The organism is Candidatus Margulisiibacteriota bacterium (assembly GCA_018822365.1).
GTDB lineage: Bacteria > Margulisbacteria > WOR-1 > O2-12-FULL-45-9 > XYB2-FULL-48-7 > XYB2-FULL-45-9.
The window spans coordinates 1-2,611 of the sequence record JAHJKL010000065.1 but is presented as its reverse complement, the minus strand read 5'-3'; the positions used below and the strand labels follow the sequence as shown (position 1 = coordinate 2,611).

Sequence of the window (2,611 nt, the reverse complement as noted above, 5' to 3'; positions counted from 1 at the left end):
CATTCATTTTATCAAGTAAAAACTCGCCATCGGAACGCACTTCAACCAAGGCATCGACACCAGTTATCCCTTGCCAATCCCAATCGGCGGCATTGAGGTTAAATGTTAACTCATATATCGGCTTATTTTCAGATAATTCAAACGTTTTATAATCTGATTCACTGTTAATAATTGTATGCGCTTGGCCATTATCAAAGCCAAGCATATCTTTTGACGGCCGATAACAATGCGAATTAAATTTAACCTTAATTTTTCCAAATACACGATTAAATCCCCGATGCATCAAACCGGCAAATGGAATATATGGATAAGCGGTCAACCGCTGTTTCCCCTGGGCGGCAAGGGTGTAGGTTAAATTTTTAACCGGATGGAAACTGCCAAAGCCTTTGGCCTCAAAATAAAACGGCGATTCTCCGTCCGCTAAACGAATCTTTTTCAATCCAAGGCCGTCGTTATAATCAATTTCTCCGCCAAGCGGCGCCAGAGAGACCAGCTCTTCATTCCTGGCAAAGGAGACGACCTTAATCCCGTCAATAATTTCGGTTTTGCTCCCCGACCCGTCTTTGGCGGTGGCGGTTAAAATGATCTTATAATTTCCACCGGTCACTATCTGGGACGAATCGCTGTCGGGATAATTCCCGCGCCAAACAACCGCGTCTTTTCCGGCGGCCAGGCTGGCGACAAATTCGCCGTTCTCCTTCTCAACCCGCGCGGTTATAACCGAATCCTTGGACACATTGTAGAAAACCGAAACCCGATCAGGAACGGAAAGAGAACTAAACTCTTTATTGGTTATTTCTTTGACCTTCAATTCAAACGGCGTGGTAACGTTAACCACCGCCTCATCCGAAGCCAGGCCTCGCCCATCAGCCCCCTCGGCAATTACCCTAATAATATAGCTCCCGTTATCAACATAAGCCCCCGTATCCAGGTGACCATCCCAGTCAATCCCGGAAGGAGGCTGAACCGCGGTCGAAGAAGAAGTCTTCCCCATTTCAGCAAGATTAACCAGTCGTTGGCCGGTGACATCGATCACGAGCGGCAGGAATTGCTGGGTTTGTTTAGTAATCCCCAGGTAGACATTGTCGGCGTAGATCGAAGGGGAACCTGGGTCCTCATCAAGCTTGGGGGTGATCATCAGCTGGCCGCCGTCAGCGGTAAAATCGAAGCCCCCCTCCCCGCCGGAAATCGTTTTGTTCCAGCTGATCATGCTCCCGACAGTGGAAACAGAAGAGTTGCCGCCAATTACATTAACAGTCCCCCCCATCGCGATCAAACTACCACTGAATTTATGGCTGGAACCATCGGCCGACCAACGAATATGGTAGCCGGATTCATCGCTCCAAATAAAGTAGCCAAGATCGGTCCCCGGCTTATAGTCGGGCTTACCGACAAACGGAGCGCCGGCAATGTTGGGGAAGTATTTGAAGAAGACAGGAGTCAAGGCATCAAGGGATCCAGGTATCGAGGAGCCCCTTAATACCTGCAGTATTTCCACATAAACATTGGCTGGTTTGACGCTGTTGATGAAGCCGATCGGGAGTTTAACCGAATCATCGGCTCGAAAGTCGACGTTTGAAGCAAGGGGGTTGAGTTTAACGTATGGGGAGGTCGCCATGGTTGAAGCAAATGAATTATTATTGACTTTGACGACCCTGGTCGCGGCGAGCGATTCACCGTTAGCTTCATCAACCACCACCATGATAGTGTATTCCCCATTCTCCAGCCCATTGGTGTTGAAATATGCCAGGGTCGCGTCATTTTGCAGAGGCCGCAAAGAGACATTTGTCGGAGTCCCGCCCGCTCGATTGATAAGAGGGACTTCGAGGGCGGCGGTTTCCCAGCCCTCACCCTTTTTATAGTAAAAACTGTACTGCTTAAACGGTTTATCATTTGACCAGTCGGGGTCCATGGCGGTACCGCGGATGGCAACCAGCCCGGAGATTTCGGCGTCTTCCGCCGGGAAAGAGATGCTAGGGGCGATCCCGTCTTTAACGCACGATGAATACGCGGTCGAGCTGTTGCCGACATCATCGGTCGCGGTAATTTGGAATTTGTAGGCCCCTTTGGGGAGAGGGATCGAGGCATCAAGGGATCGAGCGGCGTTCCAGGAGAGCTTGTTTTCTTCGTTAATCAAACCAGGAGCGTTTTCAAAAAAATCGACCTCCTGACCGGTATTAACATTAAATACTTTTACTTTCACCTTGACCCCTTGATCCCTTTTATTCCCTTCCGCGTCGTTATTTTCCGACAATTGATAAGATAGTGTTGTTTTATAAGCATTGGCGCCGATGTTGGTCAAAACATATGGGTTGGCTATTTGTCCAAAAATGGTTGGCGGGGTCCGATCGATCCGGATCGCTTCAAGAGTGCGGGGGGGGCTTTCGTTCCCGGCATCATCGCGGGCGATTACTTCGACCCGGTAGAGGCCGTCTTCGGGTCCGGGATTGAAAGAGTTATTGAAGGGCCAGGAGTAGGAAGCGGAAAAGCTGTAAGCATTAAGCGGGGAAGTATTTGCTTGCGTTAAGTACGCCGTTGTTTTTTTATTAGATTGATTGTTGAGCTTGATGATAACCTGCGCTTTTTCGCTGACGTTAGCGGTCAATTTCAT

The 2,611-nt window shown here is 49.1% G+C and carries 1 protein-coding gene; it reads right to left on the bottom strand.

The genetic code is table 11. From position 1 onward, the window contains the following. Window positions 1–2,611, bottom strand: a 2,611-nt coding sequence (locus KKF06_06200; protein MBU1617341.1) for a hypothetical protein, incomplete at both ends; no start/stop codon positions are given.